Genomic DNA, 26,226 nt, shown 5'->3' on the forward strand with positions numbered 1-26,226 from the left:
AGCGTTATTCCAGCCGAGGGGGCACCATGCACGACACCGTGATCACCACCGGGTTGACGGTCCTGGACGACCACGTCGAGACCACGGTCGCGGCCGAGCTGCGGCCCGTTCCGGACGGCACGGACCCGCACGTCTGGCTCGCCCACACGGACGTCGAACGTGCGCTGGGCTTCACGCGCAAGCCGCAGGGCTGGTGCCGGGGCGAGGTCTGCATCCCGGCGGCGGCCGTCGCGCGGATCGAGGACACCGGCGCCGGGATGCACGACGTCACCGCCTTCGCCGAACTGCTCGGCCGTCCGGTCGCGATAGAACCCGCCGCCCGGGTGCTGGCGCTCGGCGCGTCCGCCGCCGACCGGTCGGCCGCCCTGGTCGGCGGAACGGCCCCCGACTTCACGCTCCCGGACGTCCACGGCGTGGAGCACTCGCTGGGCGAACTGCGCGGGCGGAAGGTGGCGCTGGTCTTCTGGGCCTCGTGGTGCGGCTGCCGCTACGACCTCCCCGCGTGGGAGCGCCAGCACGCCGAGCTGGAAGCCGAGGGCTTCTCGGTGCTGAGCGTCGCCGTGGACCGCCGGATCGAGGACGCGGCGCCCTGGATCGCCGAGGCCGCGCCCACCCACCCCGCGCTGATCGACGTCGACGGCCGGGCCGCGGACCTCTACCAGCTGCTCAACGTCCCGACCGTGGTCTGGATCGACGAGCAGGGCCGCATCGTCCGCCCGAACGACACCCAGTTCGCGACCGACCTCTTCCGCGACATGAGCGGCCTGGACTCCGAGAAGGCGCTCGGCGCGCTGCGCCGCTGGGTCACGACCGGCGACTCGGGACTCGACGCGGACGCCGTCGCCAGGCTGACCCGGTCGAGCACCCCGGAGCAGCAGCGCGCCCGCACGGAGGCCTCGCTCGCCCTGTGGCTGCTGCGCCACGGCCACGACCAGGCGGCGGAGCGGCACTTCGCGGCGGCGTCCGAGCTGGCCCCGGAGGACGTGACCACCTGGCGCAGCGCGATGCCGCTCCTCGGCGTGGACCCGATGGGCGACGAGTACTTCGCCCGGCGGACGGCCCTGGAGGAGGCCGGCGTGCTGATCTACCGCCCACTGCCGGACTGGCAGTAGGGAACCCGCGTCCTTCCTGGAGAATCGTCCCCATGCCCGCCAAATCACCGACCGGCGCCTTCGCCCGGGCCCAGGCCCAGGGCGAGGCCGCCCTGCGCGCCGCTCTGCTCGACATCGCCGCCGGACTGCTGGCCGCCGAGGGCCCGGCGGCGCTGAGCATGCGACGCCTGGCCGCCGCCGCCGACTGCTCGACCACCGTGCTGTACCGCCTGTTCGGCGCCAAGGACGCCATCACCGCCGCGCTCTACCTGGAGGGCTTCGCCCGGCTGCGCCGCCGCCTGGACGCCGTGCCGCGCGGCGACGACCCGGCGGAGTACCTCGCCGCGCTCGGCCGCGCCTACCGCGCCAATGCCCTGGAGGAGCCCAAGTTCTACGGCGTCATGCACGGCGAGGGCGTCCCCGGCTTCGTACCAGACGAAAGCGCGCGCGCCGCGGCGGCCGCGAGCCTGGACGTGCTGCGCGAAGCGGCGCGTGCCTGCGTCGAGGAGGGCGTCCTGCGCGCGGACGCCGACGTCGACGAGATCACCGACACGCTGTGGGCGGCGGCCCACGGGGTGATCAGCCTGGAGCGCGGCGGGCACTTCCCCGGTGCCCTGGGCGAGGAGCGGTTCCGGACGCTGACCCGGGCGGCGGTGTCGGCGTTCCTGCCCTGAGGCGTGTCAGCCAGCCGTCAGCGGCCCGGGGGCAGCTCGCCTGCTGGCGGAGACGGAAAGGCGCCCCGCTCGTGGATCTGTGCGGGGCGCCCGCTCGTGCGCTGGAGGTCAGGCCGGGCGGATGTTCTCCGCCTGCGGGCCCTTCTGGCCTTGCACGATGTCGAAGGTCACCTTCTGGCCCTCCTGGAGTTCACGGAAGCCCTGGGTCGCAATGTTCGAGTAGTGGGCGAAGACGTCGGGACCGCCGCCGTCCTGCTCGATGAACCCGAAGCCCTTCTCAGCGTTGAACCACTTCACAGTGCCGGTAGCCATGCGCTTCTCCCTCGGGGGAACTGGTCGGGTCCCACGATTGCGGGCCCGGAGGTGATCGCCTTGGTCCGGAGAGGCGCTGAACAGCAAAGACGCCCACGACACGTAACCGCGGGCGAGAACTTCGGAACCACGACTGCTTGATCAAAACGTTACACCGCATGGGATCCCGCGGCCGGGGGAACCGAGAAAGACACGCAGCGGCGTAGCTGTTTGCGCCCACACACGCGCCTCGGTCGACGTCGTGCCGGGCGGCAGGCCTCTAGGCCGTCCGCGACTGCGGGGAACGGCAGCCGTAGCCCGGCCGGCCCTTCACCTACGCGAGCAGGGGATGAGCCTGCGCGACATCGCCAAGCGGCTCGTCATCACCACGGGCGCGAAGAGGGCCAGCACCCCTGACCCGCCACCGTCAGGCGGATGCGTGAAACGGGATGACGGCAGGCGCGGACAGGGGGGTGCAACGGCATGGCAAGGCCTCTTGTGCGTCCGGATGGCTTCGTCCCCCCGGACTGCCAAGAAGCCCTGCTTCTCCGTGCAGTCATCGCTGAACCGGCCCAACCCGCCGACAGCCGTGGACGAGTTTGTTCACGGACGCTCAGGTGGCCAGCGGGATCAGTATGAGGAGCGGGATGAACAAGGTCCATTGCGGCAGGGTGAAGACCGCCGCGCCGAAGGCGTCCAGGTCGATGACGAAGAACACGACGGTGAACGCGGCGGCGATGAACCAGACATAAGCCAGAACCGGCCGCGCGATCCGGCGCTCGGCACGTGCGGCCCAGGCCAGAGCCACGGGGAGCGACGCGAGGAGCAGGGTGCACATGTGCCAGAGCACGCGGAAGAGTTGTTTGACCGGGGCGTCGAGGTTCGCGTGGACCAGGGGGCCGACGAACTCCGGGGTGCCGCCGAACAGGTGGAGTGCGGCGATCGCCGCGGCGAGAGTGGCCGCCGTCCATAGCGGCCATCGGCGGGAGGTCGCGGTGCTGGTGTGGGGCATGGGGATCTCCAGAAGCGGTGGGATCCGGCCGGCGCCTGCCGGCCGTGGTGCTCGGCCCGGGGAGGCGGGTGGCTTTCCGGGAGTGAGCCGTCGGCGTATCCGTGCAGGCAGCAGCGACGGGGCAGCGCGAAGTCCTGCGAGATGGAGCAGTCCGGTTGTCAGCGCGAAGGCGGAGAAGGCGAGCTCTCGCAGCGGAAGCGACGTGGGGGAGAGTGCTCTGGTCGGTATCTCGGGGAGCAGGGCGAGCCCGCGGAGCAGATAGACCGCGGTGATCACCGTCAGTGCCGACGCGAGTCCGGGCAACGGGCGGAGCAGCCCGGCCGCCGACCACGCGTACGCCGCCGCGGCGGCGAGCAGTGTGGCTATGCCGACCACGGTCGCGGTCGGGATCGGCGACCGATGGTCCGCCAGGCGGGCGAGGTATTCGCCGGCGCCGAAGTACCGGAATCCGGCGCCGCCATAGAACGGCAGCGCGAGGTGCAGTACGCCGACGGCCAGGCTCAGTGCGCCGGCCGCTGCGAGCGTTCGGGTGCGGAGATCGTCTCGATCGGGCTTCGTCGGTGCCGGCGGATTGGGCATGGTGTCGCTGCGCCCCCTGAATGCGAGGAAGAGTTCTAGAATCCATATTCTAGAACGGGCCGCCTACAATTGGTGGCATGGGTCGCCCGTCGAAGTTCACCGAGGATCAGTTCCTGGACGCCGCACTGCGGCTGGTCTCCGCCGGAGGGCCCGACGCGGCGACGGTCGCAGCTGTCGCCGAGGCCCTCGGGGCGCCGGTCGGCTCGGTCTACCACCGGTTCGACTCCCGTGACCTGCTGCTGGCGAAGCTGTGGCTGCGGACGGTGCGACGGTTCCAGTCGGGGTTTCTGCAGGCCCTGGCGAGCGAGGATCTGGACGAGGCGGCCCTGGGCGCGGCGTTGCACGTGAACGTATGGGCGCGTGGGCATCTCGACGAGGCCCGCGCGCTGCTGCTCTACCGCCGTGAGGACCTGGCAGGCCGTTGGCCGGCCGAACTCGGCGACGAGGTCGCCACGGTCAACGCGGCTGTCTTCGACGCGCTGCGCGACTACGCGTCGCGCCGGTACGGAAGCGCGGATCCGGAGCTCGTCCAGCGGGTGACCTTCGCGGTGTTGGACGTGCCCTACGCGGCCGGCCGCCGCCACCTCCTCGCCGGTGAAGCACCGCCGGCCCTCGTCGACGACCTGGTCGCCGTCACCTGCCGTTGCGTGCTGGCCGATCTCGATTGACCCGCTCGCCTCGACGGCGACCTCGATCCACGCCGCCTGTGCCCGACACGACAACGCCCGCAGGCCTCACCACGGCCAGGCCGCCCCGCCACCGGCGCCACCGGCCATGAGCCCCGCCGTGTCCAGGGCCCCGGCTGTTCACGGGTCGGACTCGTGAGTGGTCGCGAGATCCCGTCCGATCGTTCTGATCGGACGGGATCTCTGCGTTGTGGGGGGGCTTGGTTGAGGTGGTGTCCGAAATCGGGTGCACTCAGTCGTAACGGCGGCGGGGTGTGGGTCAGGCTGCGCCTGTCGCGCAGGTGGTTTCGAGAGCGATGAGGCGGTTGGCGAGGGTGCGTGCCGGGCCGGTGAGGCCCTTGAGGATTTCCCGGGCGTAGGGGCTGCGGGGGTGGTGGGCGAGGTCCTGGACGGCGCTCCAGAGTTCCGCGATGCCGGCCAGGCTGTGCTGGACGTGGCGGATGGCGTCGTGGCGCCGGGCGAGGTACTGCTCGGCCTTCTGATGGGCGTGGTGCCAGTCGATGTCGCCTGCTTCGGCGGTTCGGGCGAAGGCCGGCGTGGTGTCGCCGTCGGCGAGGCGGATGGCGTCGATCTCCTCGACGCGTCGGCGGAGGTGTTCCTCCGCCTGTCGGGCGTCGAGGGCCGCGGTGGCGTCGGTGAGGGCGAGGTGGCCGGCGATGACCTGTTCGGCGAGGTCGGGGGCGTGCTGGCGCAGTCGTGCGTGCTGGGCGAGGAGGGCCTTGGCGTCGGCCTTTCGTCTGCGGACGGCGGTGTAGGCGGCGTTGAGGGTGAGGGTGGCGGTGCGGACCTGTTCGGCGAGGTCGGGGGCGTGTTCGAGCACGGTGGTGGCGATGGACAGTCGGGTGACGTTGATGCCGCAGTGGGCGGTGTCGGACGGGAGTGAGTGCGGGGAGAGTGATCGTGCCATCGCGGTGATCATGGCGTGCTGGCCCGGGGTGGTGTTCGGCCGGTGGCGGTTGGCGGACACGATCAGGCAGACCGGATCATCGCCCTGATAGGTGGTGAAGCGGGGTTCGACCTCGGCCAGTTCGCAGGCGGCGAGTCGGGCGCGGCCGTCCAGGAGGACACCGTCGGCGTCCAGGACGACGGGCTCGGTCAAGCCGTTGCTCTCGATGTCCTGGGCAAGGTCGAGGAGTTCGTCAGGGCCGAACATCGGAAACAGGGCGGTGACGGGGTGGACCTTCACGGTGGGGGAACTCCTTGATCGGAACAGGTGCTGGGGCAGAAGACGCCACAAACGGCCATATGGTTCAACGTCTGCGCCCTTCGGCCCTGGTCAGGGGTGGCCTTGGTGAGCCGGAGACCCTGCCCCGTGGCGGAGAAGAGGGCGAGGTCATGCTGCTGGGGTGCACGTGCGACATCGATGAGTGCTGGCTGAACGCCCGTAGCGTGCCCTCAAACGCCGGCAGTGCCCACGCGGTGCACCGAAGCACCTGGGCCGAGCGAGAGCCCTGATCATCTCCTCACGATCCACAACTCTTGACAATTGCTCCGGGCAAGGCCACTCCATGTGCCGCCTGGGACGGCGGCGGCGCTGGAGGGGAGCGGCGAGGTCAGGTCGCGAGTCACCTGGACGGAATCCGGCGCTTTCCCTTCTGGCGGTGCGGCCAAGGGAAGAGCCGCAAGGGGCGCTTGGCGGCGAGGTCCTCCACCCACCCGAAGGCGAGCACGAGCAGGCCGATCAGTGGGATCGCCGCCGTCAGCGGCAGCCACGGGCTGGTCAGCAGCCACCGGGCGTGCTGGTAGAGGAAGGAGACGGACCAGAGGTTGTCGGTCAACGGGATCGCGAGGACGAGCGCGGGTGTGTGCCACAGATACACGCTGACGGCTCGCGCGTTGAGCAGTCCGACCAGGCCGTTCCAGCGCTCGAGTGGTCTCGGCCACTGCTCCCATGACGGGCTGACATGGAGCAGGAGGGCGACGTAGCCGAAGGACCACAGGGCCTGAGCGATGGGCACGTCGTCCATGTCGGTGGGGGTGTAGGGGTCGAAGGGGCGGGTCAGCAGCCAGTACAGCCCGGCGACCATGACGAGTGGAGCGACCGACGGCACCAGGTATCGGGCCGGCTTCTTGAGAATGCCTTCCTGGTGGGCCATGCCGAGGAGCCAGCAGGAGCCGAAGGTGCAGAAGTCGCCGACCGTCTCCCAGATCCGGCCGGTGGTGCTGAACAGGCCCGAGTTCATGATCAGGCACAGCATCAGGGGTGTCAGCACCGTGGGCCAGGGGTGGCGTCGAAGTGCGCGCAGCATCAGCGGGGAGAGCAGGACGTACCAGAGATAGGCGCGCAGGTACCACAGGGGTACGGCGGCCTGTTCGGCCCAGCCGGTCTGCAGGGTGTGGAATCCCGGCAGCGGCGTGGTCGGGTGCGGCGGGGTACTCAGTGGGAGGACCCAGAACGCCAGTTTTCCCCACCACCAGCCGGGGTGGCCTTCCGAGTTCGGTCCCCAGCCGTCGAGGACCATGCCGGCGAGCATGACCGCGCCGAACAGCCACATGGGCGGGAGCAGGCGTCGGAGCCGGCCGCGGATGACGTCGAGCGCGGGGCGGTGGAGCGATCGGGCCATCAGCGCGCCGGCGAGGGCGAACATCACGCCCATGGAAGGGAAGATGATCGGCAGCCAGGACCAGCCGAAGTTGTGGTAGACCACGACGCGGATCAGTGCGAGTGCGCGCAGGAGGTCGAGGTAGCGGTCGCGGCCGCCGGCTTTGGGCGCGGGTGGTGACTGGGGAGTGCGCGGCGCGGGGACGCGCAGCCGAATGGTGTCCTCGTCGGTCGTGAGCCCCATGGTCAGGCCTCCACGGGTGCGGCGACCTCGCCGGTGCGCCGGATCTTCTGCCATCGCAGTCGGCCGCCGGTGATCGCGGTGATCGAGGACTGCAACAGGACGATGTACATCAGCTGCCGGTAGACCAGTTGCTGGACCGGCAGGGTGACCAGGTGCCAGGGCTTCTCTCCGTCCAGCCGGAAGGCGTACCAGGCGAGCGCGCCTTGGAGGAGGAGGAATCCGGCCCAGGCGTAGATGGTCCGCGGGGCGTCCACGAACAGCACTCCGTAGAGGAAGAAGACGTCGATGAGCGGGGCCAGCAGGGGAGCGACCACGCCGAACAGTGCCACCATGGGGAGTCCGAGGCGTCCGAAGCGGCCGGCCGGGCCGCGATCGGTCACCGACCGGCGGTGCTTCCACATCGCCTGCATGGTGCCGTAACTCCACCGGTAGCGTTGCGACCAGAGCTGCTGGAAGCCGGCCGGCGCTTCGGTCCAGGCGCGGGCGTGCTCGGCGTAGACGATCCGCCAGCCGTCGCAAAGGATCGCCATGGTGACGTCGCAGTCCTCGGCGAGCGTGTCGTCGCTCATCCCGCCCACCCGCTGGAGGGCGTCCCGGCGGAAGGCGCCGACCGCGCCCGGGATGGTCGGCATGATGTTGAGCATGTCGTACATGCGCCGATCGAGGTTGAACCCGAGGACGTACTCGATGTGCTGCCAGGCGCCGATCAGCGTCTGGCGGTTGCCGACCTTGGCGTTGCCCGCCACTGCACCGACCGCGGGGTCGCCGAACGGCTGGACGAGCGCTCGGACGGTGGAGGGCTCGAAGACGGTGTCGCCGTCCATCATGACGATGAGGTCGTGCGTGGCGGCTGCGATGCCGGCGTTGAGCGCGGTGGACTTCCCACCGTTGACCTTGCGGATCAGCCGGACGAACGGCAGGTCCATCGCCTCCACGATGTCCGCCGTGCCGTCCGTGGAACCGTCGTCGATGACGATGACCTCGATCGGATGATCGCTGACGGCAAGGGAGTTGAGGGTATTGGCGATGCACTCGCGCTCGTTGTACGCCGGGATCAGGACGGTGACCGGCTCGGTCACGGGCGGCCCCCAGGCGAAGTCCGGTCGTCGGGAGCGGCGGGCGTGGACGGTGGCGAGCACGATCATCAGGGCGAAGCGGCCGAAATTCAGGAAGCCGACGACGGCCAGCAGCCCCACGAGCAACGGCATCAGCACGACGGCGAACCGAGTGGTCCAGACGAAGGCCTTTCCCGCCCACAGGGGGATGCCGTGTACCGGCACGGTGGCGGGGGATGCCCCGAGCGTTTCCGAGATGGTGGCGAAGCGGTAACCCTCCGCTTGGAGCTTGACGATGATCTTCTCGAGTGCGGTGACGGTCTGCGAGCGGTCGCCGCCGGCGTCGTGCAGCAGGATGAGCTCGCCCGCCCCAGGCCTGTTCGGCATCGCGGCCTGCACGATGCTGTCGACGCCGGGGCGCTTCCAGTCGTCGGTGTCCGAGTCGATGAACGGCGTGAGGTAACCGTGCGCACCGGCGTACTTGATCACGGGGTAGGAAGCGTCGTCCAACGCGTTCGCCGTCGATGAGTACGGGGGTCGGAACAGCGCACTGTGTACACCGGCGACGCCGGCCAGTGCCAATTGCGACTGGGCGAGTTCCCAGGCGATCCGCGTGTGGGACTGGCGTGCGAGATCCGCGTGCGTGAAGGTGTGAAGGCCGATCTCATGGCCGCCTGCGACGATCTTCCGGATGAGATCGGGGTTGCGGCAGGTCATGGAGCCGGTGACGAAGAAACTGGCGTGGATGTGGTGCGCGGCGAGGAGATCCAGGATCTTCGGGGTCCACTCCGGAGAGGGGCCGTCGTCGAAACTCAGTACCACCGTGTGGTCCGGCACCCGGTAGCTCACGGGGCCGGCGTTGTCCGCGCCCCGGGCGTCGACGATCGGGCCGCCGTTGAGCACTTCCGGCGGGACCGTCGTCTTGTCGATGGACTCCGCGATCTGCTCGTCGTGGAAGACCTCGTTCTGGGCGAGACCGCGCAGGACGAGCAGGGCGAGCAAGCAGGCGAGGAGGCACAGCGGCATGAACAGGCGCAGCGGTGGTGCTGCCAGCAGTCTCGATCTGAGGACCGACTGCCGACGACGTTGGTGACGGGACAAGGATGCTCCTGGAGCGCAGGTGCGCGGGGTCGGGCATGGTGGGCGGATGACGCGAGGCCCGAGGCGCCGGTGAGTTGACGGACGTGCCCGTTGGGCGCGGGCGCGGAGGACTACAGGTGCCGCACGGCTCCGACAGGGCCGCGGCTGGTCAGTGGACCGGGGACGGAGGCGCGGGTGTGGGCGCCGGCGGGGTGGTCTGCTGTGACGGTATGTCGAGGGCCGGCGCGTCGGATTGCATGCCGATCAGGCTGGTGATCATCGCGGCGGCCAGGATCGCGCCCAGCACGCTGACCGGCCAGCCGATGCCTCGCAGCAGGCGGCCCCGGAAACCGGACCGGGAGACGAAGACCGGTGCCGGATCGGGCTCTGCGGCGAGAACCGGCTGTTGGGGAGGAAGGACCGGCGGCACTCGCCCGGGTCGGACGGAAGGGCTGGCGGGGTGCACTCAGGAGGCCTTTCAGACGGGGGAGGAACGTGGGGCCGATCGTGCCCGGCAGGACATGCCGATCGGCTCGCCCCGGTCCGGGCGGATGGCGTCGACCGGTTCGGCCGACGGGCGCCGGGCGGTGCGCCGGCTGGACTGTGGACGGTCCCGGTGCCGCAGAGCCGTCCCACCGTGACAGGGTGAAGCCCGGCGCCGATCCGATGACTTCGCGTGAACCGGCGCCGGGCGGCTGGGCGTGGGTCAGTTCGTGCTGCCGGTCCGGCGGCGGTGCCGGTACACCGCAGCGGCGCCGATCGCTGCCAGGGCCGCGACACCTCCGGCGAGAGCGGCCGGGTGCCGTTCGGGCTCGGCCGACGGCGCCGCGGTCGTGATGGCGGACTGCTGCGGCTGGACGTCAGTCAGACCGTCGAAGCCTCCGGCCAGACCCTTGCGGTCGTAGTCGGAGCCGGGCAGCTTGTCGCCGTACCGGGCGGTGACCAGCTTCTGGTACGCGGCGAGGGGGAGGCTCTTCTGCCCGCCGAGGCCGCTGCCCGCCTCCTCGTTGAGCGGCTCGACCGTGCCGTCGGCGGTGATCCGGTACCAGGCGTGGATCTGCGGTTCCGTGAAGGTGCGGGCCTGTGGTGTGCCACGTTCGGCGAGGCCGAGGTCGGTGTCGCCGTCGCGGATGCCGGCCAGCTGCCACCCTTCGGCGCCGACGTTGCGCGTGCCGTCGCCGTTCGTCGTCGGTGCGGCGCTGCCCTGGGGCGCGAGCAGGACGGCGGCCTGGTGGCCGTCGGCGGCGCTCACGCGGGAGGCCAGGTAGCTGAGCCGCAGGGCCTCCTGCGGGGTGGCCTGCGCCTTGCCCGCGACGAAGTCGGGACTGAGCTCGAACACCGGCACCGGGTCCTTGAGGTCGAAGTGCGGCGGCGCGGCGACCGCCGTGGGCGGGTTCCCGGGGACGCCGTCGGCGCCTCCGTCGGCTGCTGCTGCCGGGTTTGCCTGTGAGGCGGAGACCAGGAACCGCGAGACGGTGTCCCGGATCTGGTTGCTCTGGAGCACCTGCTGGGCGGACTGGTAGCCCGCGATTGCGTCACCGTCGGCGGCGTGGGCCGAGACGTTCGCGAACTGGGCGGAGGCGAGCGCGGCCGTCGCGAGGACGGCGGCTCGCAGGGCCGAGCGTGCGGTGCTTCGTATGGTCTGCATGGCGGTCGTCTCCTCAGCCGTGGATGCCGATGCGGGAGTGGGTCCACTGGAAAGAGTTGTTGTTCACATAGGTGTTGTAGTTCCACCACGTGTAGGTCTGCGTCGTGGGCCACGGGTCGCCGACGGCCACCATGTCGGTGGCGCTGTCGTAGCCGTAGATGACGTTCATGTGGCCGCCGCCGCTGCGCCAGCCGATCCGGACGCCGAACGGGCGGCCTGCGGTGATCTCGGCGGCGGACTCAGCGGACGAGGCGTTGCGGGACAGGCTGCGACCGCTGTTGCCCAGCCCGAGCCGGGCCAGGCCGTTGGCCATGTCCTCCAGGGTGGCGGGTTGGTTGTTGCAGTCCAACCACCGTCCCTGGGCAGACAGTTGGCAGAACTGCTCCTGGCTGACTCCGGTGTGGCCCCAGAATCCGGCAATGGTGACTCCGGTGGCGTCCCAGCACCATTGGGTCTTGACCTGCTTTTGCATGGTGAGCTTGAGCGTCGAGCGGGTCGTGGTCGTGGTCGTGGTCGTAGTCGTGACGGTGGGGGTGGGGACGGGCGTCGTCGAGCCGCAGACCGGCAGGGTGTCGGTGTTCTCCTGGATGAAGGCGGCGGCGAGGTAGTAGGAGCCGGACTGGATCCACCGGGTGTTGTTCTCTACAGCGTCGCCGGTGGTCCGGCACGACATGGCGACCTTGTCGCCGATCCGCGAGGATCCGCTGATCTCGGCCGACAAGGACGGTCGGGTGCGGTGGTTGATGCTGTTGTAGCCGCCCCGGCCGGCGGTCACGGTGCCGCTGACCAGGTCGGCCTGGGCGAAGGCGCCGATTCCGACGATCAGACCGCCGGACATCGCGGTGGCGGCTGCGGCCACCATGGCTTTCTTGCGGCGGGACATGCGACGTCGGTGCATGAAGTTGCTCCTTGATCGGAGAGCTCGGGAACGTTCGGCCCGGTAGGCGTCGAGGCCCGAGGAGGACGGGTCTCGACGGGTGTGGGCGCCCGAGGATTGGAGGAGATGAATTCCGGCCTGTGAGAGGCGGAAACGGCAACTGACGACGGGTCGGCCGTTCAGGACCCGAGGGATCGCCGCAGAAGCATCACGGCCACCAGGATGGCCACGCTGGACACCACTGTGACGGCGGCGGTTGCGCGGGCACGGTGCCATGGCGAGGTGTGCTCACCCGGACGAGCCGTCGCAATGCTCGCCACGGCTGCAGCGGAGGTGGAGAAGTGTCGGTCGCAGTCGGCCCGGCCGGTACGGGTCGGTGACTGCACCGGGTGCGTTGGACACCGAGACCTCGACTGTTCCTTCACCCCGGCCGCCTGTCCAGGGGAAGGCGGTCGCCTCGGTGATGCTCCAATGGCCGCTCGGAAGCGCCTCGTTGGTGGTCAGACTGCCGGGATGGCGCTGGACGGAGACCAGGAGACGTGGGCCGACCGCCGTGCCGTTGGCGGCGGTTGCGCTCATGGTGCCGACGATCCGGTCCCCGACCGGGTCGCCGGCGTTCTCCCGGACCGCGGTGAACCGAGGGTGTCCGCCGACCGGCCGAGTTCGTGCGCGGCGGGGTGGGCGTTCCGGCAACCCGTGTCCGAACGTCCGCAGGAAGGGCCGATGTTGCTCAGATCGTCCTGGGCGCTGGCGAGATGGATGGTGTCAACTTCGGCCGCCTACTCGCGGAATGACGCGACGTACGGTGCGCACCGGTTGCGGCCCTGTCCGTGCGCGTACACGACCTGACCCCGGTTGCCGCTGCTTCCGTCGCCGTCGCAGACCACCGTCTGGTCGGCCGGCGAGGCAGTCACGTTGCCGGCCCGGGCGCTGAGGCCGGGTCGGCCGGCGGCTGGTCAGTCCGCGCATCGAGGGCCGGCAACTCCGTCGTTGCCGCCGGCGGGGTGTCCGGGCCGTGGGTGCGGCGCCCATCGGTCGTGGTGACGACACCGACACATCGGTCACCAAGGGGCGCTGCCCGGAGCCCCTTGTATACAAGACCAGTGTTCGCCGGCGGAAGCCGCTCTCCCTGAAGACCCCCGCCAGCGCGGCGGAGCCTCCGACGAGGAGCCCCGGTGTGGCCACCAGGGCCGCGACCAGTGAGACCCGGGCTCGACGCCCGCGTTTGCTCACCCTTCTGCGTCCAGGCATAACCAGACCTCTTTCCTGAGGGGATTGAGTTCCGGGAATCCTGCCAGAGGAGTTGGTGCGTCCTGAACACCTCTGTTCTACGCGCGAAGATGTCGCCCCTTCAACCAACGCTCATGAGCTGTTCTGATGGACCATCAACTCTCTTGCGGTTGCTGGTGGTTGGCTACTTATTGGAAAGCTTGGCCCAGTCCTTAAAATCGTTAGATTGCATGCGACTATATGGAAACGTTATGTTTCGTGACCGCTGCTGACACTTCGTCATGTAGTGAAACTGCGTGGAGTGCGTGAGAAGTGACTCACTATCACAAAGAGATAACGTGCACGATTTCCTCGGTTTGTGAAGAGTCTGAGGTGGCGGCAACCGCCGGTCCGTTCCTGGCGTCTCCCGTCAGATGCCCCGCTCCGCTCCACCGTCAAGGCATTCCTCAGCGCGTCGAGGCCGACACGCACTACCCGGCGCTGCAACGATGCTGGTACGAGTTCCTCGGCGACCAGACCGGCGATCCGGTCACCCGGCGCGCCGAGGAACAGCCCCTGCCGCCCCACCCGTCGGACGCCGACAGGAGGGCCCTTCGCCCGACAGCGAGGACACGCGATGAGTCCCAACGAGTTCCAGGCTGACGCCGAGCTGACGCACCTGCTGGTGGTCCGCGACCTGGCCGCCGCCCGCGACTTCTACCGCGACGTGGTCGGCGCCGAAGTGACACGCGAGTACGCAGGCACCAGCGCCGTCCTGCGCCTGTTCGGCACGTGGCTGCTGTTGGTCACGGGCGGCGGCCCCACACCCGACAAGCCGACGGTCGTGTTCGCCCCGCCGGACGATGTCGACCGGGTCAGCCATGAGATGACCTTCCGCGTCCGTGACTGCGAAGCCGCGTACACCGAGCTGCGGCGGCGCGGGGCGGTCTTCCTGACACCACCAGTGACCTCCGGTGCCGAGATCCGCTGTTTCTTCCGCGACCCGGACGGCCATCTCCTCGAACTCAGCCAGGTCCGGTGACACCGATCACCGGACCGGGATCAACCCATGGTGGCTGGGTGGTCTTGCCACAGGCCGCAGTGGCGAGCAGCGCCCATCAGGGCTGAAAGCCACGCTTACTCCGTTCGGATAGCCGTGATGGAGAAGTGGGTGTCGGTGAACCGGCTCTCCTCGGGCGCTGCCGTGTGAGGCTCGGGGTCGGTCAGCATCCGCCCGCAGGTTCGGCGGTCCGGCACTGGTTGCGGGTGAAGGTGTTGGTACCGGTGTCGCGGTCGGCCAGGTCGGCTGGGGCATTGCCGGTCGCGAGGTTGTCGCTGATCGTATTGTCGGTACTCGGGCCGCCGTTGAAGCTCTTGAACAGCACGATGCCGCCGGACATCGGCGCGCTGCCGATGTTGCCGGTGACCAGGTTGTGGGTCACCCGGGTCTGCTCGACACCGGTGAGTACGATGCCGATGCCCTGCAGGAACGGCAGCTTGTCGGTGGCCGGGCAGTAGCGGTTGTTCCCGGTGACCTGGTTGCTGCGGACGTCGAGGTCGCCGGTGCGCGGCCGGCCGTTGTCGCCGACCAGGAAGACCCCGGCACAGTTGCCGCTGATCGTGTTGCCCTCGGCGGTCAGGCCGCGCAGCCGGCGGACCACCATGCCCATCCGGTTGTCGGTGAGCCTGTTGCCCGCGATCAGTGTGCCCCGGGTGTCGGTCGCGCCGCCCTTGCCGTAGGCGACGTTGGCCAGGAAGATGCCGGCCTCGCCGTTCTGCCGGGCCGTGTTGTCGGTCAACCGGCTGCGGACGGACATCTCCTGGCCGATCCCCTCTTGGCCGTTCCGCTCGGCGAGCACCTGGTGGACGGTCAGCCGATCGGTGCCGCTCGCCCAGATGCCGTTGTGCGAGAAGCCGAGGACGGCGAGCGACTCGATCGTGACGTCGGGGATCGGATGGTCCGCCGTTCCGGTGACGCAGATGCCGTTGCCTGCCATGGCGCAATCGGCCGCGCTGCCGGTTGCCGCGTCGTCCTGGCGGGTGATCACGGTCTGCGGGCCCATCCCGCGCAGGGTCAGGCCGGGGACGGAGATGCGCAGGCTGCCGCGGTAGGTGCCGGGAGCGACCACGATGGTGTCGCCGGGCGCAGCGTGGTCGATGGCCTGCTGGATCGACTCGCCCGGGCGCACCAGGTGCAGGCCGGTGGCGTGCGCGGGGGTGGCTGCGGCGAGCGCGAGGAGCAGCGCGGTGGCACCCGCCGCAGCCAGGGCGGGGGAAGGACGCAACTGACGGATTGTCTGATGTGGGGACTCGTGTGCGGGCATGAGTCCAACGCTAACCGCAGCGATCACTATCCGCTATCAGGCCGCCACGCTGGGTTGCTCCACTTGGACGGCCTGGCGGCCCCGCGGGAGTGGTGGGTGAGTGGGGCGGCGAGCTCGGGACGGTGGGGCGGGCGGGCGGATGGACGGCCGTACGGAGCATCCTCGCCGAGATCGCGGTCGCCTGCGCACGATCCTCGTCATAGCCTGGCACCTGATCAGCGACCCCGACGCCCGCTGCCAGGGCTTCGGTGCCACCAGCGTCACCTCTAGACCGCCCGCAAGACCCGCGACCTCGTCCGCCAGCTCCGAGCCCTCGGCCACCAGGTCACCCTCGCGCCCGCAGCCGAGCCCAGTCGCCACCGGTCACCGATGTCCGTTCCGCTCCGCGCAACGGACGCTACCGCCTGCCCGGCTGAGGTTCGACTTTCCGTTCAGCTTCCCGCCCCGAACTCGACCAGCCGTACGACATCCCGCCCGAGGCATGAAGCAGTCGACAGTCGTAGCAAGGAGAAACCAAGTGCAGAACAACGAGATCCAGGAAGAGTACGTCTCGACGAACGTCCGCGAGGACGCGGCCGCTCGCCCGCCGGGCGCGAAGCCGGCGGACCCGCCGGGCGTGGCTCCCGATCCGGCGGACGGCCGGGTACAACAGATGATGGATCTGCTGCACGGGGCCATCATCACCCAACTGCTCGTAGTGGCCGCCGAGTTCGACATCGCGGAGTTGCTGGCCGAAGGGCCTCTGCCGGTGTCGGAGCTCGCCCGCCGGTGCGGGGCGGACCCGCAGGCGCTCCATCGGGTGCTGCGGGCGCTGGCCGCTCAGGAGGTCTTTCGGGAGGCGGAACCCGGGGTCTTCACCCTGACCCCGCTGGCCGAGACACTGCGAGTCGGCGCGCCCGGGTCGGTGCGGGCCTGGACCAGGTTCTGGGGGCTGCCCGAGAAACTCCAGGCCATCAACTCGCTGGCGCACTCGGTGCGCACCGGCTGCCCGTCGTTCACGCACCTGTACGGCACGGACTGGTGGTCGCACCTGGCCGCCCACCCCGAGCAGGCGGAACTCTTCAACGACGCCATGGGCGGCCTGGCCCGGCGAATCCACGCCGCAGCCCTGGAGAGCTGCGACCTGACCGGCGTGACGCGGGTGGTCGACGTCGGCGGCGGGCATGGGCACCTGCTAGCCACGATCCTGCCACGCTACCCCCACATGCGAGCCACCCTGCTGGACCAGCCGTCGGTCGTGGTGGGCGCGAAGGCGGTGCTGGACAAGGCCGGCGTCGCCGACCGGGTCGACCTGGTCGGCGGGGACTTCTTCGACGGCGTGCCGCCGGGCGCGGACGCCTACCTGATGTCGATGATCCTGCACGACTGGGACGACGAGCAGTGCGTCGCGGTGCTCGGCACGATCCGGCGGGCAATGGCGCCCAACGCCCGGATCATGGTGGTCGAGTCCATCGTGCCGGAGGGCAACGTGCCCCACGACGGAAAGCTGCGGGACGTCATCATGATGGCGCTGCACCCCGGCCGGGAGCGCACCGAAGCGGAGTACGCCGCGCTGTTCGCGGCAGCGGGCCTACGGCACGTCGCCACGACGTCGTTGGCCTCCTCGACGGGCCTGCTGGTCGCCCGCGCCTGACCGGCGCCGGGAAGGGGCAAGGAGTCCGGCGCTCCGCCCGCCCCCACGTCCCGAGGCTCCACCACCCCGGTCACGAAGGCAGGAGGGGATGCGGACGACGCCCGCAAGACCTTCGTGCGCGGGGACAGCGGCACCCGCGAACCCGCGCCAGCCCAGGCGGAACGCCTACGCGCGGCCGCTCGCCAGGTGGGCCTTGCGCCACCGCGCCCGATCGGCCGCGCTGACGGCGATCCCTTCCGAACAGCGTGGCTACGGCCCGCAGTGGTGGGCGACGGTGTCGGCGAAGGAGCGGGCGAGTGGGGAGAGGGTGTCCCAGCGGCGGACGGCCCAGCCGACCGTGAGGACGGGGAGCGCGGGGAGCGGGATCAGACGGAGGCCGGGGTGGCCGGGGCCCTGCCACTCGGGGAGGGCGGGGACGACGGCCTGGCCGAGACCGAGTTCGGCCAGGAGGATCGCGGTGTCCCAGTCCGCGACACTCGTGTCGAAGGCCGGACGGATGCCCGACTTCGCCAGCCAGGAGTCGAGTTGGGAGCGCGATATCGCGTTCTGGGGCAGCCCGATGAGCCGGGCGTGCTGCAGGTCGGCGGGCTCGACGTGGGTCCGGCCCGCCAGCGGATCGCCCGCCGCGACGGCGAGCACCCAGGGCAGGTCGGCGACCGGCCGCTGCTCGATGCCGCGGACGGGGGATCCCAGGGTGATCCAGGCCAGGTCGACGCGGCCGGCGGCGAGCGCCTCGAAGCAGTTGCGGCTGGAGACCTCGGTCTGGAACTCGAGGCTGACCTGCGGGAAGCGCCGCCCGAAGTCGACGACGGCCGCGGACATGAAGTGCCGGATGCTGGTCGCCCCGGTGGTGATCCGGACGGATCCGCCTTCGCCGCGCGTCAGTTCGGCGATGCCGCGCAGGGCGTGGTCGATACCGCCGAGGCTGTCGACGGCTGCCGCCTGGAGGACACGTCCAGCCTTCGTCGGCACGACACCGCGCGGGTGGCGCTCGACCAGGGCGACGCCCAGCTCCCGTTCGAGCCGTTTCACGTGCTGGCTGACCGCGGACTGGGTGCACGACAGCTCGCGGGCGACGGCGCTCAGCGAACCTGCCCGGCACACCGCGGCGAAGACACGGAGATCGTCAAGAGTCACGGTGACCCAAGATATCCCTTGGGGGTTCCCCAGTGAAACGGCGGATTGACTTGGGTGTCGGCCGGGTTCGATCATCACTGCAGGGCCCAGGGCGGCAACCCGCCCGCTGACCTCGCGGCGATCCGGACGCACAGGCGAGGGCACGGCGGGTGCCGACCCGCAACTCGCCGAGAGGAAACCCGACTTGTCCACCCTGCCGGACACCATCACCCGAGCCGTCGCGCTGCTGCGTACGCTCGGCGCCGCCGACATCGCCCACCCCGGTGGCACGCTGCTCGCCCATCTGGAACGCGTCCAGGGGCAACTCGCCGCCTGGGGCGCCCGCCCCGCGCTCCAGCTCGCGGGCCTGTGCCACGCCTGCTACGGGACGGACGGCTTCCCGGCCGCACTGCTCCCGCTCGACCGCCGCGCCGAACTCGCGGCCGTGATCGGCCCCGAGGCCGAGAACCTCGTGTACCTGTACGCCAGTTGCGACCGGGGCGCCACCTACCCCGGGCTGGCCGGTCCGGACGCCGTCCTCCACGACCGGTTCACCGGCGGTCAGGTCGCCCCGGAGCCCGCCCGGTGGCGCGACTTCGCCGAACTCTCCGCCGCCAACGAGCTCGACATCGCGCGCATCGATCCCGACTTCCGCGAGAGGTGGGGGCCCGACCTGCTCGCCCTGTTCACCCGGCTGCGGCCCCAACTGAGCCCCGCCGCCCGGGAGGCCTGCCGGACCGTCCTCGATCCTGGTGCGAGCCGCCCCTGGACGGTGGCGGTGCTCGGCCCCGGAGGCGTCGGCGGACTGCTCGCCGCGCTGCTGTCCCGGGCCGGCCACCGGGTGATCTGCCTCGCCGGAGAGACGACCGCGGATGACCTGCGCCGGGACGGGATCCGGGTGCGCAGCGCGCAGTTCGGGGAGTTCACGGCGCACGTGGAGGCCGATACCGAGCTGCGCGAGCCCGTCGACCTGTGTCTCGTGACCGTCAAGCACACCCACCTGGCCGCGGCACTGGAACGGGTCCCGCCCGCCATGACCGCGAACGGCGTGGTCGTGCCGCTGCTGAACGGCATCGAGCACCCGGCCGAACTGCGCCGCCGCTTCGGCGCGCAGTGCGTCGCCGCGGGCGTCGTACGCGTCGAGTCGACCCGGGTCGCGCCGGGCAGCGTTGAACACGGCAGCCCGTTCACCGATATCGACCTCGCTGGGCCGCCCGACCGGCTCGCGGCGCTGGCCGACGTGCTCGGCAGTGCCGGCGTGAAGACCCGGGTGAGCGAGGACGAACCCGCCGTGCTCTGGGCCAAGTTCGCCTTCCTCGCCCCCTTCGCGCTGCTCACCACCCGGTATGAGCTCACCATCGGCGAGGTCCGGACCGAGCGCCGTGAGGAGCTGACCGCCCTCGTCGAGGAGGCCGCCGCCGTCGCCCGGGCCTGCGGCGCACCCGCGGACCCCGCCCGGACCCTGGCCCAGTACGACGCGTTCCCGGCCGAGGCCAAGTCCTCGATGCAGCGCGACGCCGAGGCCGGACGCCCCCTGGAGCTGGACGCCATCGGCGGCGCACTCCTGCGCTCCGCCGCCCGCCACGGCGTCCCGGTTCCGCTCGCCACCCGGCTGGTGGGCGAGTTGACGTGAGCCCCACCCGGTGAGGGCCGTCGCCGAGCGGCCCTCACCGGTGTTCCGTTTCTCACGTGTTCGGTGGCAGGGCAACTCATTAGGATCACGGACGGTCAGCAGCGGAACCAACGCGGGTTCCCATGACGGAGGGGGAGCGGTATGCGCTACGCGGATGGTCCACGGACGCACTGCGAGGTGTTCGTCCGGGCCGCGGTCGAGGACGTCTGGGCGCTGGTTACCGACATCAATCTGCCCACCCGGCTCAGCCCGGAGCTCCAGCGGGTCGGCTGGCTCGACGGCGCCGACGGCCCGGCGCTCGGCGCGCGGTTCGAGGGTTTCAACCACCACGAGCGGCTCGGCGAGTGGCGGACGGTATCGCACGTGACCGAGCTGACGGATCTGCGGGCGTTCGCCTGGATCATCACGGACGTGGACGGCCGGTTCGGCGAGGCGACGGTGGATCCGGCGAAGCCGCTGGCGACCTGGCGCTTCGACCTCACGCCGGAGGACGGCGGCACCCGGCTGCGGCAGTCGGTCCTGATCGGTCCGGGCCGCAACGGCGTCACGCTGGCCATCGACCAGTGGCCGGACCGCGAGGAGCAGATCATCGACTTCCGCCTCGCCGAGCTGGGCAAGGCGATGACCGCCACCCTCGAAGGCATCAAGTCGCTGGCTGAGCAAGGGAATCAGGGATGAGTGAGTTAGTCCCAGCCCTCCTCGACGACGTCCGCGCCTCCGCCGCCCGGATCGGCGCCGCCCTTGACGGGCTGAGCGACGCGCAGGCCCGCGAGCCGTCGGCGCTCCCCGGGTGGAGCCGAGGCCACGTCCTCACCCACCTCGCCCGCAGCGCCGACGCCTACCGGTGGCTGCTGGCCCTCGCCCGCACCGGCACCGAGCCCGGGCCAAGGGCCGACGCCGCCACCCTGGACCGCCGGCTGCGCGAGGGCGCCGAACGCGACGCCGCCGTCCTCGTCGCCGACCTGCGCGACAGCCTGGACCGGCTGCTCGACGAGGCGTCAAGCCTGCCCGCCGAGCGGTGGTCCGTCCTGGTCAGTGCCCTCGCGGGGTGGCGGCACCCGGCCTGGTTCACCCTCCACCGCGCGCGGCGCGAACTGGAGGTCCACCACGTCGACCTGGACCTCGGTTACACCCCCGCCGCCTGGCCCGCCGGCTTCGTCACGTGGGCGCTCGACGAGACCGCCGCCGCCCTCGCCGCGCGTGAGTTCCCCGTGGCCCGCATCGAGGCCGCCGACCTCGACCGCGCCTGGACGCTCGGTACGACCGGACCCACCGTCACCGGCTCCGGCCACGCGCTCCTCGCCTGGCTAGCCGGCCGTCGGCCGGACGCTGACCTCGGCCCGGAAGGGTCGTTGCCGCCACCGCCGCCGTGGCCGCTCCCCCCGGTGCCCGGGTGGCGCTGACATTTGTCATGCCGCATCGGTGTGGCACCACACTGCCCGGCGGGGTGGGCGCCCGGCCAGCATGAGTGCCATGACCTCCACCGACACGAACCACGTGAACCACCCCGAGACCGTCCGGGCCTTCCGCAACGTCCGCCGGCTGCTGGCCGCCTACCTGGGCCTGAGCGTGGTCACGCTCGCCGCGATCGTCGCGCTCGCCGACCACCCCTCCCTCGTGAACACCGCGGTGTGGATCCGCGGCGTCGCCGTCGCGGCCAGCGCCGTGATCACGCTCGTGCTCGCCGTACGGGCGGCGCGCGGATCGCACGGGGCCTTCCGCCGGCTGCGGATCATCTCGACGATCATGCTCGTGGCGATCGTCGTGATCATCGTCCTCCCGGGCACGTTCCCGCTCTGGATGAAGATCGAGCAGGGGCTGTGCGGGCTCGCGCTGCTGGGGGTGGCCGCCGTCCTCAACGGCCGGCAGCTGCGTACGCTCTTCGCGGCGAACTGACGACGCGAACCCTGCGGCGGCGCGGACCGATGGTGCCTGGTAGCGACGTGAACTGACGATGTATCGACCACCGATGCTCGAACGGAGAACGAAGGGAGGTGCCAAGGTGACCGCCGAAGAAGCGGACCCCGACTCGCACCGGTGGGCGCACGGCTGGCGCCGGATCATGCTGGCGACCGGGATGCTCATCTACCCGGGCCTCACGGCCCTGGGTGTGGCCCACACCGCGAGCGGGGCCGGCGCGATCGCCGGATACGCCATCGTCGCCGCCTTCACCGGCTGCTACGTGATCACCGGCGTCGCGGTGGCCCGCGGCCGGAGCCGGCACGCGGAACTGATGGCGGTGGTGCTCGCGGCGCTCTTCGTTGCCGTCCTGCCGTTCGCCCACGCCGACGCGTTCTTCCTCGGCACGGGCGTCGTCTCCTTCGTCTCCGTGCTGCGCCCCGACTGGGCCGCCCGGGCGCTGGCGATCGGCACCCTCGGCGCCATCCTGCTGCCGTGGGCGGTCCGCCCCTGGCACAGCGGGCCGGGATGGTTCCAGGCCCTGGCGCTGCTCTTCACCTCGCTCACCGTCCGCGCGTTCTCGGAGATCGCCACCACCAACCGGGCCCTCGTGGCGGCCCGCGCCGAGGTGGCGCGACTGGCGTCGGAGGCCGAGCGCAACCGGATCGCCCGGGACCTGCACGACCTGCTCGGGCACTCGCTCACCGCCATCACCGTCAAGTCCCGGCTGGCCCAGCGTCTCGCGGGCAAGGACGCCGGCCAGTCGCTGGCCGAGATGGCAGCCGTGGAGAACCTCTCCCGGCAGGCCCTCGCCGACGTGCGGGCGGCGGTCTCCGGCTACCGCGAGGTGACGCTGGCCGCCGAACTCGCCCGCGGCCGCGAGCTCCTGCGCGCCGCCGGGGTGGTCGCCGACCTGCCGCACGCCACCGACTCGGTGGCGCCGGCGAACCGCGAACTGTTCGGCTGGGTCGTCCGGGAGGGGCTGACCAACGTCGTCCGGCACGCCCGAGCGAACCGCTGCACGGTGGTGGTCGGCGACGGGTCCGTGGAGATCCGCGACGACGGGCGAGGGACGGGCCCGGGTGCGGGCGACGGCAAGGGCCTGGCGGGGCTGCGTGAACGGGTCGCGGCCGCCGGGGGCAGCGTCGAGGCCGGCCCGCTGAGCCCGCGCGGCTGGCGGCTGCGGGTCACCGTCCCATCGGACACCCGCCGGCACCTCCGTCCGCCGCACGATCCCGTCCGAGAGGGAAACCCATGACGATCCGTCTCCTGCTCGCGGAGGACCAGGAACTGGTCCGGACCGCGCTGTGCACCCTGCTCGGCCTGGAGGACGACTTCGAGGTGGTCGCCGCCGTCGGCCGCGGCGACCAGGTGGTGAGCGCGGCCCGCGAACACCGGCCCGACGTGGCCCTGCTGGACATCGAGATGCCCGGCCTGGACGGCCTGGCCGCCGCCGCGGTCCTCGCCCAGCAGGTGCCGGCGTGCCGGGTGGTGATCCTGACGACCTTCGGGCGCGCGGGCTACCTGCGGCGCGCGATGGAGGCGGGCGCCCTCGGCTTCGTCGTGAAGGACGCGCCGGCCGAGGTGCTGGCGGACGCGATCCGCCGCGTCGTGGCCGGGGAGCGGGTGGTGGACCCGGAGCTGGCCGCCGCGACCCTCGCCGCCGGAGCCTCGCCGCTCACCGCCCGCGAGCGCGACGTCCTGAACGCCTGCCGATCGGGCGCGGACGTCGCCGAGATCGCCGGCAAGCTGTACCTGTCGGAGGGGACCGTCCGCAACTACTTCTCGTCCGCCATCGCCAAGACCGGCACCCGCAACCGCTTGGAGGCGCTGCGCGTCGCCGACGACCGCGGCTGGCTGTGACGTGGAGCTGCGACGTGGAGCTGCGACGTGGATTCCATCGGGCCGAAATCTGTTGGCCAGGCCGGTGGATCCGATCATGCTGGTCCCCTGAGGCCAGTCCTTTCCGTCGCCTGGGAGCCTCCATGCCCGAACCCCTGCCCGCCGACGTCCAACGGGAGGTCGCCCGCAGCCTGCGGGTCGCCCCCGTCCCCAGCGCCGAGGAGGAGGCCGAGCGCCGGATGGCCTTCCTGGCCGTCTGACGAAGCGTCAGGTGCGGGCGATCGCCGAGGTGCTGGGCGCACCCGCGGCGCTCGTCCACAAGACGCCGACGGCCGACCTGGAGTCGCTCGTCCCCGGCCGTCCCGACGAGGAGGCGCTCGGCGTCGGCTACGACGCGCTGGACGACTTCCTGGAGGAGCGGCCGGTCAGCGAGGAGGTGTTCCGCACGGTCCTCGGCCACTACCGGCGGACCGAGCACAAGCGCCGGCTGCCGGTCACCCCGTCCTAGCGGCCCGGCCACCCCTTCCCGGCGGCCCGTTCGCCCCGTCCTAGCGGCTCCGGGCACGGCGGCGTAGCCTCGACAGACAGAGCCTCGCCCGCCGGCGGAAGGGGACTCGGCCATGAAGTACGACGAGATCATCGCCACCGTGCAGGACCTCACCCGGCTCCCCGACCGGGCCTCCGCCGAGCGTGCGACCAAGGCCGTCCTGCTGACCCTCGGCGAGCGCCTCCCGTCCGGCCTCGCCGCCCACCTGGCCGCCCAGTTGCCGCCAGAGCTGGCCGCGTCGGTGCGTGAGGCGCAGCGGGAGGCCGACGAGGAGGGGCGCACCCACGCCTCGGGCGAGAAGTTCGGCCTGCCGGTCTTCGCCGGACGGATCGCGGGCCGCGCCGAGACGAGCGAGGACGGCGGCATCCGGGAGGCGGCCGCCGTCCTGGAGGTGCTGGACGCGGCGCTCGCCCCGGAGCTGATGGACAAGCTGGCCGCCGTGCTGCCGCACGACATCGCGGAACTCCTGCCCTCGGGCCGCGCCCGCGCGTGAGCCGGCGCGGGCCCGAGGGTGCAGGCGTGGTCAGCCCTCCTTGGGCGGGGTGCGCTCGGCGAGGCGGTCGAGGGAGTCGACGTACTGGAGCATCAGGCGGGCGAATTCGAGGCGGTCGCGCTCGGACCAGTCCGCGGTGATGTACTCGTAGGCGTCCCGCTGGTGGCGGCGCAGGCGGGTCATGAGCTCGGTGCCCTGGGGGCTGAGGTGGAGCACCGTGCGGCGGCCGTCGTGCTGGGAGGCGGCGCGGGTGAGGTAGCCGGCCTTGATGCTGTCGCTGACCATGCGGCTGGCGACGGACGGGTCCACGCCGAGCAGTTCGGCCACCGCGCCGACGGTGACCTCCTTCTCGGAGTCCTGGGTGTGCTGCTGGACAAGGTTCAGGACCAGGGTGCGGCTGAGGTCCTTGGCCGAGATGGGGTTCTCGACCTCCAGCAGTGAGGTGCGGCGCAGCTTGCCGAACGCCGGGCCCACGGCGTTCAGCAGGTCCTCGGCCGTGCGGTGACCGGGCTCGTTCGTCGTCATGCCGCCCATCCTAGTGTCCTGCGCCAGGAATTCGTTCAAGATATGAGGCGAGTCGTTCGAGGATTTCGTCGGCGGTCCTGGTCCAGGTGAACGGGCGGGGGTTCTCGTTCCAGCTCTTGATCCAGGCCCTGATGTCCTTTTCCAGGGCATGGACGGACTTGTGGACGCCGCGCCGCAGCTGCTTGTCCGTCAGCAGCGCGAACCACCGCTCCACCTGGTTGAGCCAGGACGAACTGGTCGGGGTGAAGTGCAGGTGGAACCGGGGGTGTCCGGCCAGCCACTTCTGGATCGCGGGGGTCTTGTGGGTGGCGTAGTTGTCGCAGATCAGGTGCACGTCCAGGCCGGCGGGCACTTCCTTGTCGAGCTTGGCGAGGAACTTCTTGAATTCGGCCGCGCGGTGGCGGCGGTGGAGAGAGCCGATGACCTCGCCGCTGGCCACGTTCAGGGCGGCGAACAGGGTGGTGACACCGTTGCGCAGGTAGTCGTGGGTGCGGCGCTCGGGCATGCCCGGCATCATCGGCAGCACCGGGGCGGAGCGGTCGAGCGCCTGGATCTGGGACTTCTCGTCGACGCACAGAACCAGGGCTCGCTCCGGCGGGTCCAGATAGAGCCCGACCACGTCGCGGACCTTGTCGATGAACTGCGGGTCCTTCGACAGCTTGAAGGTGTCGGCCAGGTGGGGCTTGAGGCCGAAGGCCCGCCAGACACGGCCGACCGTGGACTTCGACAACCCGGTCTCGGCGGCCATCGACGCCCGCGACCAGTGCGTGGCGTCCTTGGGGGTGCGCTCCAGGGTGGCGACGACGATTTCCTCGATCCGTTCGTCGCTGATCTTCCGTGGAGCGCCAGGGCGTTGCTCGTCCGCGAGCCCTTCCAGGCGGTGCTCCAGGAAGCGCCGCCGCCACTTGCCGACCGTCTGTGGCCAGATGCCGAGCTCTGCGGCGACCTGCTGGTTCGTCTTGCCGTCCGCACAGCCGAGCACGATCCGGCACCGCTGGGCCAGGGCCTGCGAGGACTTCGCCCGCCGCGACCAGCGGACCAGCGCCTCACGCTCGTCGTCGGTCAAGGTCAGCTCGGCCATCGGCCGCCCCATACGCGCCATGAACACAGACTATAGATATGAAGCGAATTCCTGGCGCAGGACACTAGGTCCGTGAGCAATGGCAGGCATGTGTTGACTCCCATTTATATGCGTGCCAACATGCATATGTGTCACGGCAAGGAGC

23 protein-coding genes and 2 pseudogenes are annotated in these 26,226 nt (G+C 71.0%); 14 read left to right on the top strand and 11 right to left on the bottom strand.

Annotated elements, in window-relative coordinates:
- Window positions 1-26: 26 nt before the first annotated feature.
- Both F7Q99_RS25880 and F7Q99_RS25885 read left to right on the top strand, forming a co-directional pair.
- Complete coding sequence (locus F7Q99_RS25880) at window positions 27-1,112, top strand: TlpA disulfide reductase family protein (RefSeq protein ID WP_153465198.1); 1,086 nt, start codon at window positions 27-29, stop codon at window positions 1,110-1,112.
- 32 nt (window positions 1,113-1,144) lie between these two features.
- The gene (locus tag F7Q99_RS25885) at window positions 1,145-1,765 is read left to right on the top strand and encodes a TetR/AcrR family transcriptional regulator (protein WP_153465200.1); all 621 of its coding nucleotides are present in this window, start codon (window positions 1,145-1,147) and stop codon (window positions 1,763-1,765) included.
- Between the two features lie 108 nt (window positions 1,766-1,873).
- Here F7Q99_RS25885 and F7Q99_RS25890 read toward each other — a convergent pair whose 3' ends face one another.
- Window positions 1,874-2,077 carry a cold-shock protein gene (locus F7Q99_RS25890; RefSeq protein ID WP_153465202.1) on the bottom strand — a complete coding sequence of 68 codons (204 nt, stop codon included), beginning with the start codon at window positions 2,075-2,077 and terminating at the stop codon, window positions 1,874-1,876.
- Window positions 2,078-2,669: 592 nt separating this feature from the next.
- Entirely contained in the window at window positions 2,670-3,647 is a 978-nt protein-coding gene (locus F7Q99_RS25895) for a hypothetical protein (RefSeq protein ID WP_153465204.1), read from the bottom strand.
- A 77-nt stretch (window positions 3,648-3,724) separates the two neighbouring features.
- On the opposite strand from F7Q99_RS25895, the gene F7Q99_RS25900 reads away from it, so the two are divergent.
- Window positions 3,725-4,315 (top strand): TetR/AcrR family transcriptional regulator, encoded by a 591-nt coding sequence (locus F7Q99_RS25900; RefSeq protein ID WP_153465206.1) that lies wholly within the window; start codon window positions 3,725-3,727, stop codon window positions 4,313-4,315.
- 277 nt (window positions 4,316-4,592) lie between these two features.
- Here the strand turns inward: F7Q99_RS25900 and F7Q99_RS25905 are convergent, their stop codons facing one another.
- The 5 genes from F7Q99_RS25905 to F7Q99_RS25925 form a co-directional block, all read right to left on the bottom strand.
- The gene (locus tag F7Q99_RS25905) at window positions 4,593-5,519 is read right to left on the bottom strand and encodes a ParB/RepB/Spo0J family partition protein (RefSeq protein WP_153465207.1); all 927 of its coding nucleotides are present in this window, start codon (window positions 5,517-5,519) and stop codon (window positions 4,593-4,595) included.
- Between the two features lie 379 nt (window positions 5,520-5,898).
- Window positions 5,899-7,119: an acyltransferase family protein gene (locus F7Q99_RS25910; RefSeq protein ID WP_153465209.1), complete on the bottom strand. Its 1,221-nt coding sequence runs from the start codon at window positions 7,117-7,119 to the stop codon at window positions 5,899-5,901.
- A 2-nt stretch (window positions 7,120-7,121) separates the two neighbouring features.
- Entirely contained in the window at window positions 7,122-9,275 is a 2,154-nt protein-coding gene (locus tag F7Q99_RS25915; protein ID WP_407697833.1) for a bifunctional polysaccharide deacetylase/glycosyltransferase family 2 protein, read from the bottom strand.
- A 685-nt stretch (window positions 9,276-9,960) separates the two neighbouring features.
- Window positions 9,961-10,902: a hypothetical protein gene (locus F7Q99_RS25920; protein ID WP_153465211.1), complete on the bottom strand. Its 942-nt coding sequence runs from the start codon at window positions 10,900-10,902 to the stop codon at window positions 9,961-9,963.
- A gap of 13 nt (window positions 10,903-10,915) precedes the next feature.
- Window positions 10,916-11,800, bottom strand: coding sequence for a papain-like cysteine protease family protein (locus F7Q99_RS25925; protein WP_195911173.1), 885 nt, complete (start codon window positions 11,798-11,800; stop codon window positions 10,916-10,918).
- Window positions 11,801-13,625: 1,825 nt separating this feature from the next.
- On the opposite strand from F7Q99_RS25925, the gene F7Q99_RS25930 reads away from it, so the two are divergent.
- Window positions 13,626-14,030 carry a VOC family protein gene (locus F7Q99_RS25930; RefSeq protein ID WP_153465215.1) on the top strand — a complete coding sequence of 135 codons (405 nt, stop codon included), beginning with the start codon at window positions 13,626-13,628 and terminating at the stop codon, window positions 14,028-14,030.
- 181 nt (window positions 14,031-14,211) lie between these two features.
- Here the strand turns inward: F7Q99_RS25930 and F7Q99_RS25935 are convergent, their stop codons facing one another.
- Window positions 14,212-15,273: a right-handed parallel beta-helix repeat-containing protein gene (locus tag F7Q99_RS25935; RefSeq protein WP_230210318.1), complete on the bottom strand. Its 1,062-nt coding sequence runs from the start codon at window positions 15,271-15,273 to the stop codon at window positions 14,212-14,214.
- A 556-nt stretch (window positions 15,274-15,829) separates the two neighbouring features.
- Here F7Q99_RS25935 and F7Q99_RS25940 point away from each other — a divergent pair.
- Entirely contained in the window at window positions 15,830-16,945 is a 1,116-nt protein-coding gene (locus F7Q99_RS25940; protein ID WP_195911174.1) for a methyltransferase, read from the top strand.
- Between the two features lie 249 nt (window positions 16,946-17,194).
- On the opposite strand, the gene F7Q99_RS25945 is transcribed toward F7Q99_RS25940, so the two are convergent.
- Entirely contained in the window at window positions 17,195-18,082 is an 888-nt protein-coding gene (locus F7Q99_RS25945) for a LysR family transcriptional regulator (RefSeq protein WP_326847119.1), read from the bottom strand.
- A 184-nt stretch (window positions 18,083-18,266) separates the two neighbouring features.
- On the opposite strand from F7Q99_RS25945, the pseudogene F7Q99_RS43725 reads away from it, so the two are divergent.
- The 9 genes and pseudogenes from F7Q99_RS43725 to F7Q99_RS25985 form a co-directional block, all read left to right on the top strand.
- Window positions 18,267-18,500: pseudogene (locus F7Q99_RS43725) on the top strand (DUF6817 domain-containing protein); the annotation flags it as partial.
- A gap of 333 nt (window positions 18,501-18,833) precedes the next feature.
- Window positions 18,834-19,694: a ketopantoate reductase family protein gene (locus F7Q99_RS25950; protein ID WP_326847261.1), complete on the top strand. Its 861-nt coding sequence runs from the start codon at window positions 18,834-18,836 to the stop codon at window positions 19,692-19,694.
- 141 nt (window positions 19,695-19,835) lie between these two features.
- Entirely contained in the window at window positions 19,836-20,372 is a 537-nt protein-coding gene (locus F7Q99_RS25955) for an SRPBCC family protein (RefSeq protein ID WP_153465222.1), read from the top strand.
- On the top strand, window positions 20,369-21,097 hold the full coding sequence (locus F7Q99_RS25960; protein WP_153465224.1) for a maleylpyruvate isomerase family mycothiol-dependent enzyme: 729 nt from the start codon (window positions 20,369-20,371) through the stop codon (window positions 21,095-21,097). The genes F7Q99_RS25955 and F7Q99_RS25960 overlap by 4 nt, the downstream gene beginning before the upstream one ends.
- 70 nt (window positions 21,098-21,167) lie before the next feature.
- Window positions 21,168-21,590 carry a hypothetical protein gene (locus tag F7Q99_RS25965; RefSeq protein ID WP_230210319.1) on the top strand — a complete coding sequence of 141 codons (423 nt, stop codon included), beginning with the start codon at window positions 21,168-21,170 and terminating at the stop codon, window positions 21,588-21,590.
- A gap of 106 nt (window positions 21,591-21,696) precedes the next feature.
- On the top strand, window positions 21,697-22,851 hold the full coding sequence (locus F7Q99_RS25970) for a sensor histidine kinase (protein WP_326847120.1): 1,155 nt from the start codon (window positions 21,697-21,699) through the stop codon (window positions 22,849-22,851).
- The gene (locus F7Q99_RS25975) at window positions 22,848-23,456 is read left to right on the top strand and encodes a response regulator transcription factor (RefSeq protein ID WP_153465228.1); all 609 of its coding nucleotides are present in this window, start codon (window positions 22,848-22,850) and stop codon (window positions 23,454-23,456) included. Before F7Q99_RS25970 ends, F7Q99_RS25975 begins: the two co-directional genes overlap by 4 nt.
- 235 nt (window positions 23,457-23,691) lie before the next feature.
- A pseudogene (locus F7Q99_RS25980) lies at window positions 23,692-23,943 on the top strand (ammonia-dependent NAD(+) synthetase); the annotation flags it as partial.
- Between the two features lie 112 nt (window positions 23,944-24,055).
- Window positions 24,056-24,475, top strand: coding sequence for a DUF2267 domain-containing protein (locus tag F7Q99_RS25985; protein ID WP_153465232.1), 420 nt, complete (start codon window positions 24,056-24,058; stop codon window positions 24,473-24,475).
- Window positions 24,476-24,505: 30 nt separating this feature from the next.
- On the opposite strand, the gene F7Q99_RS25990 is transcribed toward F7Q99_RS25985, so the two are convergent.
- Window positions 24,506-25,000, bottom strand: a complete 495-nt coding sequence (locus tag F7Q99_RS25990) for a MarR family winged helix-turn-helix transcriptional regulator (RefSeq protein ID WP_153465234.1) — start codon at window positions 24,998-25,000, stop codon at window positions 24,506-24,508.
- A 10-nt stretch (window positions 25,001-25,010) separates the two neighbouring features.
- On the bottom strand, window positions 25,011-26,093 hold the full coding sequence (locus tag F7Q99_RS25995) for an IS630 family transposase (RefSeq protein WP_153466636.1): 1,083 nt from the start codon (window positions 26,091-26,093) through the stop codon (window positions 25,011-25,013).
- Window positions 26,094-26,226: the final 133 nt, after the last annotated feature.

This window comes from Streptomyces kaniharaensis, from assembly GCF_009569385.1.
GTDB classification, from domain to species: Bacteria; Actinomycetota; Actinomycetes; order Streptomycetales; family Streptomycetaceae; genus Kitasatospora; species Kitasatospora kaniharaensis.